Source organism: Microbacterium sp. TNHR37B (assembly GCF_001620065.1).
Lineage (GTDB): Bacteria > Actinomycetota > Actinomycetes > Actinomycetales > Microbacteriaceae > Microbacterium.
Genome location: NZ_LQGV01000003.1, coordinates 1,229,082 through 1,244,858 on the forward strand (window position 1 = coordinate 1,229,082; position 15,777 = coordinate 1,244,858).

Consider the following 15,777-nt stretch of genomic DNA (forward strand, 5'->3'; position numbering starts at 1 on the left):
GGAGCCGCTATGAGCAACCAGACCTTCCACCTCCCGGATGTCGGCGAGGGGCTGACCGAGGCCGAGATCGTGCAGTGGCGCGTCGGACCCGGTGACCAGATCGAGGTCAACGACGTCATCGTGGAGATCGAGACCGCGAAGTCGCTCGTCGAGCTGCCCTCGCCGTTCTCCGGCACGATCGGGGAGCTGCTCGTCGCCGAGGGCGAGACCGTCACCGTCGGCGCCCCGATCATCACGATCGCCGGCGAAGCGGCCCAGCCCGATGCGGCTGCCGGGCAGAGCGAGCACGGCGAGAAGCCCGCCGAGCCCGAGGCCGACGCCGCTGGGTCCGTGCTCGTGGGCTACGGAACCGGCGGTGCCGTCTCCAGCAGGCGCTCCAAGAAGCCGGTGCGTGCCGAGGCGGTCCGCGCCTCTGCCGGCGTGATCGCCAAGCCTCCCGTGCGCAAGCTCGCCCGCGATCTCGGAGTCGATCTGTCCGACGTGGTGCCGTCCGGCCCCGCCGGCGAGGTGACCCGCGACGACGTCGTCCGCCACGCCGACCAGGCCTCCGTCTTCCGCAACATCGCCACTCCCGACCTCCCCACCGAACGGGAGCGGACGATTCCCGTCGCCTCGGAGGCGCCCTCCCCGGCGTCGCCTCCGGCTCTCGTCGAGGGGCGCGAGGAGGCCATCCCGGTCAAGGGTGTGCGCAAGGCCACCTCGTCGGCGATGGTGCGTTCGGCCTACACGGCGCCGCACGTGTCGGTGTGGACCGATGTCGACGCGACGCGCACGATGGAGCTCGTGAAGCGGCTGAAGGCCTCGCCCGATTTCGCCGACATCAAGGTGTCGCCGCTGCTGATCATGGCGCGCGCCGTGATCTGGGCCGTGCGTCGGACGCCGATGGTGGGTGCCGCGTGGATCGATCGCGAGGACGGCTCGGCCGAGATCCGCGTGCGCAACTACGTCAACCTCGGGATCGCCGCCGCCACCCCGCGAGGACTCCTCGTCCCCAACATCAAGGACGCGCAGGATCTCAGCATGCGGGAGCTGGCCCGGGCTCTGGAGCGGCTGACGCTCACGGCGCGCGAGGGGAAGACCTCGCCCGCCGACCAGCAGGGCGGCACGATCACGATCACGAACATCGGCGTGTTCGGGATGGACGCGGGGACGCCGATCATCAACCCCGGCGAGTCGGGCATCGTCGCCATGGGCACGATCCGGCAGAAGCCCTGGGTGGTCGACGGCGAGGTGCGGCCACGCTTCGTCACGACCGTCTCGGGATCGTTCGACCACCGCGTGATCGACGGCGACGGCATGAGCCGCTTCATCGCCGATGTCGCCTCCATCCTGGAAGAGCCCGCTCTGCTGCTCGACTGAAAGCGGAGCGCCTCCGGGGTGCTCCACCGGGTGCGCCGGCGGATCCTCCGAGCGGAGCACAACGGCGGATCCTGCGGCCGACACGCCGGAGCACTGCCCGGACCTCGCGGCGTGTCTCGGCTCGTATCCGCCGTTGTGCGCGGTCGGGGCAGGGGAGGCGGTGGACGTGCCGGCGGTGGCCGCGCGTCAGGACGTCGGCCGGGGCGGGGTGTCCGACGCGTCGGGGGCGACCGAGGCCAGGGCATCACGCAGGCGCGGACTGAGTCCGGCCAGCTCCGTCTCGACCGGGACCGCGAGGGCGCGCAGCGCGCGGCTGAAGTAGTTCCGTGCCGCCGCGGCCAACGTGATGTCGACGATCTGGCGGTCGTCGAAGCCCTCGTCGCGCAGCGCTTGCGTGTCGGCGTCGGTCATCGTGGTGGGGTCGACGGACAGGCGGCGCGCGTAGGTCATGACCGCGCGGTCCGCGTCGCTGAGGTCGGGGTGGTCACCCCGTCGGGCGATGCTCTCGAGCTGGTCCTCGGTGAGAGCCCCCGCGCGCAGAGCTTTGCGACCATGCGCGAGAAGGCAGTGCGGAGATCCCACGGCGCGGGCGGCGGCCAGGGTCGCGAGCTCGTACGTGCGCACTCCGATGGAGGGAACGATCGCGTGGATGAGGGCCTCGAACGCGGCGAGGGCCTCCGGGTTCACGGCCATCGCGCGCGTATGGCTGAACACGAAGCCGTCCTCGTCGACATCGCTCCGGTAGATCTCGACCACCGCCGGGTCGGACGTGGTGGCGGGGTCGGGTGTGTGGATGATCATGGGCGCCCCCCTGGGTGTCGCGACGATGGTTCCGTCATACCCAGGGGAGGGCCCCCGCACCACCCCTGATACGTGTTGCCACGCGCGGGATGGCCCCCGCGGCGGGCGCGGGCGTGCACAACGGCGGATGCCTCGGGCAACACGCCGGGCACCCGGCGGTGCGCGACGGCGTGTCGCCGCTCCGCTCCGCCGTTGTGTTCGGTGGAAGGAGGGTACGCCGAGCAGCCGAGCAGCCGAGCAGTCGAGCAGCGGAGCAGCCGAGCGGACGGGGTCAGCCGAGGGTGCGGAGGAGGGTCAGCACGCCTTCGAGGTGCGCGCGCGTTGCGGCTTCAGCCGCGTCGGGGTCGCGGGCGATGATCGCATCGATGATCGCGATGTGCTCGGGCGCGGAGGTCGCGGCCCTTCCCGGGAGAAAGCCGAGCCGGAACTGATGGCGAGCGGACTGCGCCTGCAGCCGTTCCAGTAGCTGGGTCGCGGTGGCGTGACGGCTGATGCGTCGGACCGTCCGGTCGAGCTCCTGATGCGTGGCGGCGTAAGTGCCGAGGTCGCTCGCGGCGACGGCCGACTGGATGCGCTCGCGCAGCTCCTCGAGCTCGGCGGCCTCCTCGTCGGTCACGGCTTCTGCCGCTTTGCGGGCGACGAGCGACTCGAGCCGCACCCGCACCTCGACGATCTCGACCGCCTCCTCCACGCTGATGGCTCGCACCCGCGCTCCCCGGTTCGGCAGCCGCTCGATGAGTCCTTCGCCGGACAGGGTGAGGAGGGCGGTGCGCACGGCGGCGCGTGAGGCGCCGAACTGATCGGTGAGGTCGGCCTCGATGAGCCGCTGGTGCGGGGCGAACTCCCCGTTCAGGATCGCCGTGCGGATGTGTGCGGTGACATCCGCGCGAGCGGTCGGCTGGGTGCCGGGATCGGCCACGGGTCCTCCTCGCACGTGCGCGTGGGATGAGCGTATCCAATTGACAACAGATTCGGGAGCGCTTCCGTCGACAGGATTGTCAACAATATCTTGACCAATAATGCCGACTGTGGTTCGCTGGACGTGTTGCGCCGGTCGGAGAGGACCGGCGACCCGCCCGGCATCGCCGCCGGACCGTCGATTCGCAGAGGAGTCCCATGTCCGACACCGCCCCCTCTCTCCTTGTCGTCAGCGCTCACGCCGGCGACTTCGTCTGGCGCGCCGGTGGCGCCATCGCCGCCGCGGCCGACCGTGGCGAGCGCGCGACCGTCGTGTGCCTGTCCTACGGGGAACGCGGGGAGTCGGCCAGCCAGTGGCTGCAGGGGAAGAGCCTCGAGGAGATCAAGGACATCCGGCGGTCCGAGGCCGAGGCGGCCGCCGCCGCCCTCGGTGCCGACATCGAGTTCCTCGACCTCGGCGACTACCCCCTCGTGGAGTCTCCGGAGGCCGTGGCGCGACTGGTCGAGGTCTACCGTCGCGTCCAGCCCACCGTGGTGCTGACCCATCCCCTCGCCGATCCGTACAACGGCGACCACCCCGCGGCGGCGCGGATGGCGCTCCAGGCCAGAGTGCTCGCGCAGGCGATCGGCGTCCCCCACGCCGACGGCCGCGTTCCGACGAAGGACGAGATCATCGGCGCTCCCCCCGTGTTCTTCTTCGAGCCGCACCAGAGCGAGCAGAGCGACTTCAAGCCGAACGTGCTCCTGGACATCACGAGCGCCTTCCCCCGCAAGCGTGCCGCGATGGAGTGCCTGCCGGCGCAGAAGCACATGTGGGCGTACTACACCGACCTCGCCGTCCGGCGGGGCGTGCAGGTCAAGCGCAACGCCGGACCGAACCTCGGCCTGCCGCACGACACGATGGGTGAGGCGTACGTCCGCTACTTCCCTCAGGTGACCGGGGTGCTCTCGTGAGCCCCGTCGTCGTCACCGACATCGCGCGCGCCGACCGCGACATCGTCTCCGCGCTCGCCGCGTTCGGGTCGGCGACCGTTCACGAGGCGCTCGGACGGATCGGCTACGCCGGTTCCCATATCCGGGCCATCCAGGCCGACGTGTCGATCGCGGGATCCGCGGTGACCGTGCTCGTCCCCCCGGGCGACAACCTCATGGTCCATGCCGCCATCGAACAGGCGCAGGAAGGTGACGTCATCGTCGTCGTCCCGGCCGTCGACTCGGCGTACGGCGTGATCGGCGAGCTCATGGCGACGCAGATGCAGGTGCGCGGCGTGCGGGCCTATGTCACATCGGGCGGGGTCCGCGACACCGCGGAACTGCGCCGGATGGGCTTTCCGGTGTGGGCCGCCCACGTGAGCGCCCTCGGGACGGTCAAAGACACCGCCGGATCGGTCAATGTGCCCGTCGTCCTCGGGAGTGCGGTCGTGCATCCCGGCGACGTGATCGTCGCCGACGACGACGGCGTGACCGTCGTACCCCGCCGGCTCGCCGCCCATGCGCTCGAGGCGGCGCAGGCACGCGCCGCGAAGGAAGCGGCCAATCGCGCCCGGTATGCGGCCGGCGAGATCTCCCTCGACCTCAACGCCCTCCGCCCGGTGCTGGACAGCCTGGGCGTCGCCTACGTGCGTCAGAGTGATCATGCCGACCGGTGAGCCCGAGCGCGACGGCATCCCGTGCATGCTGATGCGCGGGGGCACCTCCAAGGGTGCCTTCCTTCTCGCGGGCGATGTTCCCGCCGATCCGGAGGAGCGAGACGACCTCCTGCTGCGGATCATGGGCAGTCCCGATCCGACGCAGATCGACGGAGTCGGCGGAGGGCATCCGCTGCGGAGCAAGGTCGCCGTCGTGTCCCGCTCGGACGAGCCCGGGGTCGACCTCGACTACCTGTTCCTCCAGGTCGGTGTGGAGGAGCCCTCGGTCGGCACCACTCAGACGTGCGGCAACCTTCTGGCCGCCGTCGGTCCCTTCGGCGTCGAACGCGGGCTCGTGGCGCCGGGGGCCGAGCGGACGGCGGTGCGCGTGCGGCTCCTCAACACCGGTGACATCGCCACCGTCACCTTCGCCACCCCCGGGGGGAGACCCGACTATGCGGGCGATGCCGCCATCGACGGTGTGCCCGGAACGGCATGCCCCGTCGACATCGAGCTCGCCGCCGGCGACAAGCCGCTGCTGCCGACGGGGAGGCTGGTCGACGTCATCGACGCGCACGAGGCGACCCTCGTCGACAACGGCATGCCGGTGGTGCTCCTGCGTGCCGAGGCCCTCGGCGTCCGCGGGGACGAGTCCCCCGGCGAGTTGGAGTCCCGGAGAGAGCTCGCCGATGCGGTCGAGAGCATCCGCCGACAGGCCGGAGCCCTGATGGGGCTCGGCGACGTGACGGCGCAGACGGTCCCGAAGGTCTTCCTCCTCTCGCCTGCGAGACGAGGCGGTGCCGTCTCGACCCGCGGGTTCATCCCCTCGCGCGTGCACACCTCGATCGGGGTGCTGATGGCCGCGTCCGTGGCGGCAGGGGTGCGGATCCCGGGAGCGGTCGGTGCGGATCTCGCCGGGCGGATCACGGGGGACGAGGTGCTGCTCGAGCATCCCGGCGGCGTGTTCCCCGCCCGCGTGCAGGTCGAGCGTCGTGACGACGGCACGTGGGCGGCGACGTCGAGATCGCTGCGCACCGCCCGGAAGCTGTTCGACGGTCGCGTGTTCCCCCGCCCGAGCTGACGGCGGCGTCCCGCGCCGCGCAGTGTCCTCAAAATTGTTGACAAAGTTCTTGCCAATATTGTGACCGACCGTTAGCGTCGGTCCGACAGTGAAGTCCCAGGAGTCGAAGATGACCAGTACCGCAGTGATCGGCCTCGGCGAGGCGGGCGCGCTCTATGCGCGGGGCCTGCGCGACGCCGGCTACACCGTGAGCGGGTTCGATCCGTTCACGACCCTGCACGAGGAGGGCATCCGTCAGGAGCCGACCCTCGCGGACGCCGTCGCGACCGCGGATCTCGTCATCAGCCTCGTCGGGGCCCGGGCGGCGGAGGCCGTGGGGACCGAGGCGATGGCGGCCATGAGTGCGGGCGCCGTGTTCGCGGATCTGAACACCGGCTCGCCCGACCTGAAGCGGCGCCTCGAGGCGGAGGCCACCTCCCGGGGGATCCTCGCGGCCGACGTCGCCGTCCTCGCCCCGGTTCCCCGCGCGGGCGTCGGCACTCCGCTCATGGTCAGCGGCACGGGCGCGAGCCGGTTCACCGAGCTGTTCGCCGCCACCGGTGCCGACGTCGAGTCGATCGGCGGAGCCGCCGGTGACGCGGCGTCCCGAAAGCTCGTCCGGAGCGTCTTCATGAAGGGACTGGCCGCGGTCGTGCTGGAGAGCGTCGGTGCCGCCGAGGCCGCCGGATGCGAGACCTGGCTGCGGGCCCAGATCGCCGCCGAGTTCGCCGGTGACCCCGCTGCGCTGGTGCAGCGACTCATCGACGGCTCCCGGCAGCACGCCGGCCGCCGCGCCCACGAGGTGGCGGACGCCCGCGACTACCTCGACGGCCTCGGACGCCCCAGCTGGGTCACCTCCGCCGCGCATCGCTGGTTCGGACACCTGCTGGAGGAAGCGGCCGTCGCCGATCCCGCCGCCGACCACGAAGGAGCACGCGCATGAAGATCAGCATCGAGAACCTGACGTTGAGCTACGGCGACGCGATCGCCGTGCGCGATCTCAACCTCGAGATCGCCGAGGGGGAGGCGCTGGTCCTCCTCGGGCAGTCCGGATGCGGCAAGACGAGCACGATGCGGTGCATCGCCGGGCTCGAGACCCCCGACAGCGGACGGATCACGGTGGGTGACGACGTGCTCTTCGACTCCCGCCGGGGCATCAATCGCGCCTCCCACAAGCGCAACATCGGCATGGTCTTCCAGTCGTATGCGATCTGGCCCCACATGACGGTGTTCGAGAACGTCGCGTTCCCGTTGAAGATGCAGCGGGCCTCCCGCGCCGACATCGCCGCGCGCGTGGCGGAGACTCTTGCCCTCGTCGGACTGGAAGGGTTCGCGGAGCGCGGCGCCTCGATGCTGTCGGGGGGACAGATGCAGCGCGTCGCCCTCGCGCGGAGCCTCGTGATGCAGCCGTCCGTCATGCTGCTGGACGAGCCGCTGTCGAACCTCGACGCGCGCCTGCGTCATCGCCTCCGGGGAGACCTCCGCGACCTGCAGCACCGTCTCGGCCTCACCTCCGTGTACGTGACGCACGACCAGGAGGAGGCGCTCGCGCTCGCCGACCACATCGCCATGATGCAGTTCGGCCGCATCGTGCAGCTCGGCCGGCCCGACGAGATCTACGGCAAGCCGCTGAGCGCTTCCATCGCCGACTTCCTCGGTGTCGCGAACATCCTTCCCGTCGCTGCGGCCGGCCCCGGGGCGGTGACGCTCACGGGCACCGATGTCACGCTCCAGGTGGGCGCCTACGTCCCGTCTCGGGAACTGCGGGCCTGCGTGCGCGCGGAGGACATCCTCCTCGGGGAGGACGTTCCCGCCGAAGCCCCGAACACGGTGGAGGGCACGATCACGACCCGCGAGTTCCTCGGTGCCACCGCCACCTTCCGCATCCGGCTCTCCGATGACGTCGAGATCTCCGTCATGGGCACCAAGCAGCAGGCGCACCGCGCCGCCGAGGGCGACCGCATCCGTGTGCACCTCCCGGTCGACGCCGTGCAGGTGCTTCCGCCCGAGGTTCCCGAGCTGGAACTCCCGGAGGAGGTCGCCGCATGACCTCCGCGCCCCCCGCTCCACTGGAGACGGGCGTCGTGTCGACCCGCCGCGGTCGCCCGCCCGCCCCGTCCCACTTCCGCCCGCGCCGCATCGCCGGTGTCGCCGCGCTGTACGGCATCCTCGCGATCCTCATCCTGATGCCCGTCGCGCTGGTGGTGATCTCGGCGTTCACGACCACCACGCCGCGCCCGGGGAACATCGACCTCACGAGCCTCACCCTGGAGAACTTCGCCGCGGTCTTCAGCCCCGGAGCCCTGCGCGCCGCGGGCAACTCGCTCCTCGTCGGGATCGGGGCATCGATCGTCGCGCTCGCGTGCGGCGGCTTCCTCGCCTTCGTCACCGCCCGCAGCAACGCGCCGGCCCGCCGATTCCTGTACTTCGTGGGTCTCGTGCCCATGTTCCTGCCGAGCTTCGTGGGGGCGCTGGCGTGGGGGCTGCTCGGCGGCCCAAACGCCGGACTGCTGAACATCCTGGCCCGCGACCTCGGCCTCGGACAGGTCATCAACATCTATACGTTGCCGGGGCTCATCGTCGTGCTCGGCATCTACTACGCGCCGTACGCGTTCCTGCTCATCCACGCGTCCTTCAGCCTCATGAACCCCGACCTCGAAGAGGCCGCCCGCGTGCACGGATCGACACCGGCGCAGGTGCTGCGGCGAGTGACGTTCCCGCTCGCGACCCCCGCGATCCTCGGGTCGGCGATCCTCATCTTCGTGCTCACGGTGGAGAATTTCCCGGTCGCGCAGATGATCGGCAGCGCCAGCGGGTTGGACACCCTCCCGACCTACATCTTCCGGCTCATGAACTCGGCGCCCTCCCGCGGCAACGAGGCGGCGGCGGTCGCGATCGCGCTCGTGATCGTGGTGCTGGTGGTCACTGCCATTCAGCGGCGGATCGTCTCGCGGCGCACGTTCACCACGGTGGCCGGCAAGGGGCTGAAGCTCGCGAAGGTGGACCTCGGCTGGTTCCGCGTCCCGGCGCTCATCCTCGGCATCGTCTACTTCGTCGTCACGACCGTGCTGCCGCTGCTGGCCCTCCTGTTCGTCGCGATGCACGAGTCGCCCTACGTCGCGAGCGTCACCGGGGCCTTCACCTCCGGACGGCTCAACCTCGACGAGTTCGTCGACGTGCTCACCGACCCCACCGTGCAGCGCGCGACGGTCAACTCCGTCACGGTCGGCGTCTCTGCCGCCCTCATCGGAACGGTGCTGGCGTTCATCGTGTCGTACGTCGTCAACCGCACCAAGACGCCGGGCCGCGGGGGCCTCGGCTACATCAGCATGATCCCCCTCGCCGTGCCGGCGATCGTCCTCGGCCTCGGGCTCCTGTGGACCTGGCTCCTCATTCCGCTGCCGGTCTACGGAACCCTGCTCGTGATGGTGATCGCCTTCGTCGCGGCGCAGATGCCCCAGGGATACCAGGGGGCGAGCTCCGGGATCCTGCAGATCCACGCCGACCTCGAGGACAGCGCCGTCATGCACGGGGCGAGCCGTACGCGCGCCATCTGGAAGGTCACCGCGCCGCTCCTGCGGGTACCGCTCACGTCGACGTTCCTGCTCCTGCTGATGCTGTCGATGCGCGAGCTCACCGTTCCGCTGTTCCTGTTCACGACCGACACCCGGCTGCTGTCGATCATCATCTTCGACGACTTCGAGAACGGGATCCTGCAGTCCAGCGCCGCCACGAGCGTGCTCTACTGCGGCCTGATCTTCGTGCTCGCCTACCTCGCTCGACGCTTCGGCGCCGATGCGCCCAAGGGCAACTGACCTGTCCCTCACCCACCTCACCCGAACCACATTTCAGAGAGGAAATGCCATGAGAAAGCACACCCTGGGGGCGATCACCGTCCTCGCCGCCGTCGGGCTCCTCGCCGGCTGCGCCGGCGGCCCGGCCGCGCCCGGCGCCGACCCGACCGATGCCAACGGAGACTTCGTCGTCGACGGCGAGCTGATCGCGACCGCCGACGTCTTCGAGAAGGCCAAGGAAGAGGGCACGCTCGTCTTCTACACCGGCGCGAGCGAGGTCTCCGAGAAGGAGGTCACCGACGCCTTCACCGAGCTGACCGGCATCCCCGTCGAGATCGTCCGCCTGGCGCCCAACAAGCTCCAGGAGCGCATCCTGAGTGAGAACGCCGCGGGGAAGCTCGGCGCGGACCTCGTCCGCATCTCGGGAGAAGACTTGATCGTCGCTCTCGCCGACGAGGGCGTCTTCCAGCCCACCACCCTCTCCGACGACATCTCCGGTGCGCTGATCGACGGAGCCGTGTTCGAGGACGGGCTCTACGTCAACAGCTTCGATCGCGTCTACAGCTTCGGCTACAACAACCAGGTCATCGACGCCGCCGACGCCCCGAAGAACTGGGCCGACCTCATCGATCCCGCCTACGCGGGCCAGGTCGGGCTCGTCCAGGTGGGGGCGGGCGGTTCCACCGCGGCGCTCACCCGCTTCCAGTTCGACGCCCTGGGCGAGCAGTGGATGCGCGACATGGCGGCGAACAAGCCGCGCATCTTCGACTCGTCGGCGAACCTCACCGACGCGCTCGCGCGCGGGGAGATCTCGATCGGCGCGGTGCCCATCGGCACGGCCTACTCCGCGATCCTCGAAGGCGCGCCGATCACGATCGCCATGCCGGAGGAGGGCGCCGCGGCCTATCCGTTCTACCTCGGGCAGACGGCCTCGACGGCGCGATCGAACGCGGCCACCGTGTTCGTGAACTGGCTGCTGTCCTCGGACGGCCAGACCCTCGCCGCCTCGATCGGCGACTATCCGGTGAACCAGAACGCCCCCACTCCGACGATCGGAGACGTGGAGCTCCCCCCCGCTGACTCCGGGTTCGTCGCTCGCTCCACGCTGGAGGAGTCACTCGAGCATCTCCAGTCCGATGCGGCGCTGTGGATGCAGATCTTCGACTACACCGGCTGATCCTGCTCCCGAGGGGCGGCGCCGTCACCTCCCCCGACGGCGCCGCCCCTCACGTCTGCATCCCCGGGTCTGCATCCCCGGCCTGGATTCCGGAACGAAGGAGAAACCATGGACGTCGCGGCCCTCATCCGCGAGCAGATCCTCGCGGGCGATCTGGTTCCCCACCAGCGTCTGGTCGAGACCGATCTGGCCGAGCAGTTCGCCGTGTCGCGCGCGGCCGTGCGCGATGCGCTGGGCGCGCTGGCGGGGGAGGGCGTGGTCGAGCGCGTGCAGAACCGCGGGGCGCGGGTGCGGGCGTTCACCCTGGCCGAGGCGATCGAGATCGCCGAGGTGCGCCGAGCACTGGAGTCGCTGTGCGCGGGGAAAGCGGCCGAGACGGTGAGCGACGACGAGATCGTCGCCCTGCGGGGGATCCGCGACGAGATGTGGGAGGCGGTCGCGGCGGGCGACGTGATCTCCTACGCCGCGAAGAACCGGGAGCTCCACGCACTCATCCACGCCATCAGCGGGCAGGGAACCGCCCACGCGCTGATCGAGCGCCTCCGCGGGCAGAGCGTGCGCCATCAGTACAAGCTCGCGATGAAGCCCGGGCGTCCGCAGGTCTCGGTCGAGGAGCACGCCGCGATCATCGACGCGATCTGTGCGCGCGATCGCCAGGCCGCCGAGAGCGCGATGGCCGCCCACCTCGACAGCGTCATCGATGCGATGCGTGCGGTCGACGCGGAGCAGCGGGGAGCGCGATGACCCCGCGGGAGACGGCACGCCGGTGAGACCCCGCCGGGGGCCCGCGCGGCCACCCCGAGGACTGGCGCTGCTGCTGGTCCACGCCGTCGTGGTGCAGGCGATCAGCTACGGCGTACGGCCGGCGATCTCGTACGAGATCCTCCACCTCGGACTCGGCCCTGCGTGGCTCGGCGTTGCGACGGCCGCCTTCGCCCTTCCACCCCTCCTCCTCGCGCTTCCGGCCGGCCGCATCGTCGACCGGGTCGGCGAGCGGGGGATGCTCATCGCCGGGGGGCTGTCCCTCGCCGCCGCGGCTGCCGTCGCCCTCGTCCTCCCGGGGTCGGCGGCCGGGCTGATCGTGGCGACGGTGCTGCTGGGGCTCGGCGTGCTCTTCTCCGTCGTCGGCGAGCAGGCGTGGGTGATGCGCAGTGCCCGCGACGATCGCCTCGACTTCTCGTTCGGCCTGTACACCTTCGCGACCTCGGGCGGGCAGATGCTGGGGCCGCTGCTGCTGCTCGTGCCTTCGCCCGTGCCGGCGGCGCCACCGCTCACGGCCGTGGCCGGCGTCGGCGTCGTGCTGGGCGTCGCCGCGGTCGTGCTGTCGTTCGGGGTCCCGTCGGCTCTCGCGCGGGGGGATGGTGTCTCCTCGCCCGGCTCTCGGGAGGGGGTGTTCGCGCTCGTGCGTCGCCCGGGTGTTCCCTCTGCGCTCGTCGCGAGCAGCATCGTCCTGACCTCCCTCGACATCCTCCTCGCCTACCTTCCGCTTCTCGCCCAGGAGCGGGGACTGGCCCCCGCATGGGTGAGCGCGATGCTCGTCGCTCGCGGCGCCGCCACCATGCTGTCGCGCGTGTGCCTGTCGATCCTCACGGGGCGGTTCGGGCGCCGGCGTGTGCTCGTCGTCGGAGGCCTGGTGGCCGCGATCGGTCTCGCCTTCCTCGCTGTTCCTCTCCCGCCGCTTGCGCTGACGGCAGCGATCGCCGCGTATGGCCTCGCGGCGGGAACGGTACAGCCCCTCACGATGTCGTGGATGACCCTCATCACCCCTCCGGCGGAGCGCGGGACGGCGGCGTCGCTGCGGCTGGTCGGCAACCGCATCGGGCAGAGCGCGATCCCACTCGTGGTGGCGGGAGCCTCCGCCGCCGCCGGCGCCACCGGCGTCTTCCTCCTCATGGGAGGCGCGCTCGTGGGCGCGGCCGCTATGTCGCGCGCGGCGCCCGACGGTCCCGACCTCCAGGCGGACTGAGCGCGCCGCCAGGGGCGGGAGCCGGCCGCCGCCGTGCTCCGGGCTTCGGGGTCGGGCCTCGCCCTCGCCCGTGCCGCAACGGCGAGGCCGGCGGCGCACACCGGTGGGGGCCGGTGGTGCACAACGGCGGGGATGGGCGGTGCACAACGGCGGGGATGGAGGCCGACACGCCGTGGCGGGGTCGGCAGGGGACGGCGTGTCGCCCCATCCATCCGCCGTTGTGTCCGCCGGTGGGGGTCCGCCGGCGGGTTCCGCTGGGCCGGGGCGGCCCGCCCCATCCCGCGCCCGCCCCAGCCGGCCACCCCGCGCCTCGCACCGCCTCGTGTACCCCCTGCACAGCGGCGGATATGGAAGCCGACACGCCGTGGCGGGGTCGGCCCGGGGCGGCGTGTCGTCCCACCCATCCGCCGTCGTGTCAGGGCGCGCCCGCGCCCGCGCCCGCGCCTGCCCTCGGGCCGCGGCCCCGTCTCCACCGCCCGGCGGTGGCCCGGGTTTTGCACGGCCACCCCCATTGCGACACCGGCGGTCGGGTGCAAGGCTCATTGTTGTGATAGGCAACATTTCCCCTCGGCCGTGGAGCGCCTCGGAGGCCCCCGTCTCCGATGCCGACCTGCGCACGATCGACCTGTGGTGGCGCGCCGCCAACTACATGAGCGTCGGCCAGATCTACCTCAAGGACAACCCCCTGCTGCGGGAGCCGCTGACCCGCGACCACGTCAAACCGCGCCTCGTCGGGCATTGGGGAACCACCCCCGGGCTCACCTTCATCTATGCCCATCTGAACCGGGCGATCGCCCGGCGCCTCCAGCCCGCGATGTACATCATCGGCCCGGGCCACGGCGGACCGGGGCTCGTCGCCGCCTCTTTCCTCGACGGCACGTACACCTCGACGTACAACGACATCTCGAACGACGAGGCCGGACTGAAGCGCCTGTTCACACAGTTCTCCTTCCCGGGCGGGATCCCTTCGCACGTCGCACCGGAGACGCCCGGATCGATCCACGAGGGCGGCGAGCTCGGCTACGCGCTGTCCCACGCGTACGGTGCGGCCTTCGACAACCCCGACCTCCTCGTGGCCGCCGTCGTCGGAGACGGTGAAGCCGAGACCGGGCCGCTGGCCACCAGCTGGCATTCCAACAAGTTCATCGATCCGGCGACCGACGGGGTCGTGCTCCCGATCCTCCACCTCAACGGCTACAAGATCGCCAATCCCACCGTCCTCGCGCGGATCCCCGAAGAAGAGCTCGTCGCCCTCATGACCGGGTACGGTCACACACCCCACGTGTTCACGGCGGGCTTCGACGACGAGGACCACCTCTCCATCCATCGCCGATTCGCCGACCTCTTGGACACCGTGCTCGACGAGATCGCGGCGATCAAGGCGGCAGCCGCGTCCGACCCCGAGATGGAGCGGCCGCGGTGGCCGATGATCGTCATGCGCACGCCCAAGGGCTGGACGTGTCCACCGGAGATCGACGGGAAGCGCACCGAGAACTCCTGGCGCGCACACCAGGTGCCTCTCGCGTCGGCCCGTGACACCGACGCGCACCTGCGGGTCCTGGAGGGCTGGCTCCAGTCCTACCGGCCGGAGGATCTCTTCGACGACGCCGGTGCCCCACGGCCGGAGGTGACCGCCCTCACCCCGCCCGGGGATCTCCGGATGAGCGCCACGCCGCATGCCAACGGCGGACTGCTCCTGCGGGACCTCGTGCTCCCCGACTTCCGCGAGTTCGGGGTGGACGTCCCTGCCCCCGGAGCTTCGGTCGCCGAGGCCACGCGCGTGCTGGGCGGATGGCTGGAGGCCGTGATGGCGGCCAATCTCGACAACTTCCGGGTGTTCGCCCCCGACGAGCTCGCCTCCAACCGGATCCAGGCCGTTCTCGAGGCGACCGACAAGAGCTGGAACAACGGCCTCGACAGCGACGACGAGCACCTCGGCAAGAGGGGCCAGGTCGTCGAGATGCTGTCGGAGCACCAGTGCCAGGGATGGTTGGAGGGCTATCTCCTCACCGGCCGGCACGGTCTCTTCACGTCGTACGAGGCCTTCATCCACATCGTCGACTCGATGTTCAACCAGCACGCGAAGTGGCTCAAGGTCTCGCGAGAACTGCCGTGGCGCCGGCCCATCGCCTCGCTCAACTACCTTCTCTCCAGTCATGTCTGGAGGCAGGATCACAACGGCTTCTCGCACCAGGACCCCGGGTTCATCGATCACGTCGTCAACAAGAAGGCGGAGGTCGTGCGGGTGTACCTGCCGCCGGATGCCAACACCCTGCTGAGCGTCTACGACCACTGCCTCCGCTCTCGCGACTACGTCAACGTGGTCGTAGCGGGCAAGCAGCCCCAGGCGTCGTGGCTGACGATGGAGCAGGCGATCGACCACTGCACGCGAGGCGCGGGCATCTGGGAGTTCGCGTCCAACGTTCCCACGGGGGAGGAGCCCGACGTCGTCATGGCCGCGTGCGGCGACGTCCCCACGCTCGAGGTGCTCGCGGCGATCGACATCATCCGCCAGGAGCTCCCCGACCTCAAGGTGCGCATGGTCAACGTCGTCGACCTCATGCGTCTGCAGCCGGCGGAGGAGCACCCGCACGGCATGAGCGATCGCGAGTACGACCAGCTCTTCACGACCGACAAGCCGGTGGTCTTCGCCTACCACGGCTACCCCTGGCTCATCCATCGGCTCACCTACCGCCGCAATGGGCACGCGAACCTGCACGTGCGCGGCTACATCGAGGAGGGGACGACCACGACGCCCTTCGACATGGCGATGCTCAACAAGATGGACCGCTACTTCCTCGTGCGGAAGGTCATCGAACGGGTGCCGGGGCTCGGTTCGCGGGCGGCGCTGCTCAGTCAGAAGCTCGAGGATCAGCGGATGGCTGCCCGGCGCTATGCCCGGGAGACCGGTGAGGATCCGGTGGAGATCCGGGACTGGACCTGGCCGGACGCGCGCGATGTCGCCGGCGAGACGGTCGTGAGCGCGACGGCGGCCACCGGAGGTGACAACGAGTAGGCGTGGCCTCGCCGGGACGCCCCGACGGTGTCCCGGCGACGCTTCTCGATTTTGATAA

Annotated in this window: 13 protein-coding genes; 11 read left to right on the forward strand and 2 right to left on the reverse strand. The window is 70.7% G+C overall.

The genetic code is table 11. The annotated features are described in order from the left end of the window. Positions 1–9 precede the first annotated feature (9 nt). Complete coding sequence (locus AVP41_RS13710) at positions 10–1,359, forward strand: dihydrolipoamide acetyltransferase family protein (protein WP_067165440.1); 1,350 nt, start codon at positions 10–12, stop codon at positions 1,357–1,359. A 186-nt stretch (positions 1,360–1,545) separates the two neighbouring features. On the opposite strand, the gene AVP41_RS13715 is transcribed toward AVP41_RS13710, so the two are convergent. Both AVP41_RS13715 and AVP41_RS13720 read right to left on the reverse strand, forming a co-directional pair. After that, on the reverse strand, positions 1,546–2,160 hold the full coding sequence (locus tag AVP41_RS13715) for a carboxymuconolactone decarboxylase family protein (protein WP_067165444.1): 615 nt from the start codon (positions 2,158–2,160) through the stop codon (positions 1,546–1,548). Between the two features lie 271 nt (positions 2,161–2,431). Then, positions 2,432–3,079, reverse strand: a complete 648-nt coding sequence (locus AVP41_RS13720) for a GntR family transcriptional regulator (RefSeq protein ID WP_067165447.1) — start codon at positions 3,077–3,079, stop codon at positions 2,432–2,434. A 197-nt stretch (positions 3,080–3,276) separates the two neighbouring features. Here AVP41_RS13720 and AVP41_RS13725 point away from each other — a divergent pair, with 197 nt between their 5' ends. The 10 genes from AVP41_RS13725 to AVP41_RS13770 all read left to right on the forward strand — a co-directional run bounded on the left by AVP41_RS13725 (position 3,277) and on the right by AVP41_RS13770 (position 15,719). Continuing rightward, positions 3,277–4,032: a PIG-L deacetylase family protein gene (locus AVP41_RS13725; protein ID WP_067165450.1), complete on the forward strand. Its 756-nt coding sequence runs from the start codon at positions 3,277–3,279 to the stop codon at positions 4,030–4,032. Further along, entirely contained in the window at positions 4,029–4,727 is a 699-nt protein-coding gene (locus AVP41_RS13730; RefSeq protein ID WP_067165453.1) for a 4-carboxy-4-hydroxy-2-oxoadipate aldolase/oxaloacetate decarboxylase, read from the forward strand. The genes AVP41_RS13725 and AVP41_RS13730 overlap by 4 nt, the downstream gene beginning before the upstream one ends. Further along, positions 4,714–5,787 (forward strand): PrpF domain-containing protein, encoded by a 1,074-nt coding sequence (locus AVP41_RS13735; RefSeq protein WP_067165457.1) that lies wholly within the window; start codon positions 4,714–4,716, stop codon positions 5,785–5,787. Before AVP41_RS13730 ends, AVP41_RS13735 begins: the two co-directional genes overlap by 14 nt. A 109-nt stretch (positions 5,788–5,896) precedes the next feature. Next, complete coding sequence (locus AVP41_RS13740; protein ID WP_067165460.1) at positions 5,897–6,709, forward strand: NAD(P)-binding domain-containing protein; 813 nt, start codon at positions 5,897–5,899, stop codon at positions 6,707–6,709. Continuing rightward, complete coding sequence (locus AVP41_RS13745; protein ID WP_067165463.1) at positions 6,706–7,815, forward strand: ABC transporter ATP-binding protein; 1,110 nt, start codon at positions 6,706–6,708, stop codon at positions 7,813–7,815. Before AVP41_RS13740 ends, AVP41_RS13745 begins: the two co-directional genes overlap by 4 nt. Continuing rightward, positions 7,812–9,581, forward strand: a complete 1,770-nt coding sequence (locus tag AVP41_RS13750; protein ID WP_067165466.1) for an ABC transporter permease — start codon at positions 7,812–7,814, stop codon at positions 9,579–9,581. The genes AVP41_RS13745 and AVP41_RS13750 overlap by 4 nt, the downstream gene beginning before the upstream one ends. Positions 9,582–9,630: 49 nt before the next feature. After that, positions 9,631–10,737, forward strand: a complete 1,107-nt coding sequence (locus tag AVP41_RS13755) for an ABC transporter substrate-binding protein (protein ID WP_067165470.1) — start codon at positions 9,631–9,633, stop codon at positions 10,735–10,737. A gap of 108 nt (positions 10,738–10,845) precedes the next feature. Then, entirely contained in the window at positions 10,846–11,481 is a 636-nt protein-coding gene (locus AVP41_RS13760; protein ID WP_067165473.1) for a GntR family transcriptional regulator, read from the forward strand. 22 nt (positions 11,482–11,503) lie between these two features. Beyond that, positions 11,504–12,703: an MFS transporter gene (locus AVP41_RS13765; protein WP_197464338.1), complete on the forward strand. Its 1,200-nt coding sequence runs from the start codon at positions 11,504–11,506 to the stop codon at positions 12,701–12,703. Positions 12,704–13,250: 547 nt separating this feature from the next. Continuing rightward, positions 13,251–15,719 carry a phosphoketolase family protein gene (locus AVP41_RS13770; protein WP_067165480.1) on the forward strand — a complete coding sequence of 823 codons (2,469 nt, stop codon included), beginning with the start codon at positions 13,251–13,253 and terminating at the stop codon, positions 15,717–15,719. The last annotated feature ends 58 nt before the right edge of the window (positions 15,720–15,777 follow it).

What these genes read in the sequence shown, in the direction of transcription:
- AVP41_RS13710 (WP_067165440.1), top strand. Translation starts at nt 10, where the DNA reads ATGAGCAACCAGACCTTCCACCTCCCGGATGTCGGCGAGGGGCTGACC.
- AVP41_RS13715 (WP_067165444.1), bottom strand. Translation starts at nt 2,160, where the DNA reads ATGATCATCCACACACCCGACCCCGCCACCACGTCCGACCCGGCGGTG.
- AVP41_RS13725 (WP_067165450.1), top strand. Translation starts at nt 3,277, where the DNA reads ATGTCCGACACCGCCCCCTCTCTCCTTGTCGTCAGCGCTCACGCCGGC.
- AVP41_RS13735 (WP_067165457.1), top strand. Translation starts at nt 4,714, where the DNA reads ATGCCGACCGGTGAGCCCGAGCGCGACGGCATCCCGTGCATGCTGATG.
- AVP41_RS13740 (WP_067165460.1), top strand. Translation starts at nt 5,897, where the DNA reads ATGACCAGTACCGCAGTGATCGGCCTCGGCGAGGCGGGCGCGCTCTAT.
- AVP41_RS13745 (WP_067165463.1), top strand. Translation starts at nt 6,706, where the DNA reads ATGAAGATCAGCATCGAGAACCTGACGTTGAGCTACGGCGACGCGATC.
- AVP41_RS13750 (WP_067165466.1), top strand. Translation starts at nt 7,812, where the DNA reads ATGACCTCCGCGCCCCCCGCTCCACTGGAGACGGGCGTCGTGTCGACC.
- AVP41_RS13755 (WP_067165470.1), top strand. Translation starts at nt 9,631, where the DNA reads ATGAGAAAGCACACCCTGGGGGCGATCACCGTCCTCGCCGCCGTCGGG.
- AVP41_RS13760 (WP_067165473.1), top strand. Translation starts at nt 10,846, where the DNA reads ATGGACGTCGCGGCCCTCATCCGCGAGCAGATCCTCGCGGGCGATCTG.